General features: G+C 44.6%; 1 rRNA gene. It reads right to left on the bottom strand.

The features are described from left to right. Positions 1–161: 161 nt before the first annotated feature. Positions 162–222 (bottom strand): 16S ribosomal RNA (locus tag H5181_RS20545); the annotation flags it as partial.

Raw genomic sequence — 222 nt, 5'->3', positions numbered from 1 at the left:
TATGCGCCTTTAGTTAGTACTATCAGCTTTCCAAATTGTTAAAGAACAACACTTAACCGGCAAGCGGTGTGTTTCACTCTACTTCCGAAGAAGTTAACAAGTAATCTGTGTGAACACTCACATGCATCTCTGCACTTTAGGTATTGAGTTAGTCGTATAGGTAAGGAGGTGATCCAGCCCCAGGTTCCCCTAGGGCTACCTTGTTACGACTTCACCCCAGTC

The organism is Shewanella sp. SG44-2 (genome assembly GCF_014164215.1).
Classification (GTDB): Bacteria; Pseudomonadota; Gammaproteobacteria; order Enterobacterales; family Shewanellaceae; genus Shewanella; species Shewanella frigidimarina.
Note: the sequence above shows the minus strand (reverse complement) of the source record. Positions and strands in the feature narration are given on the sequence as shown.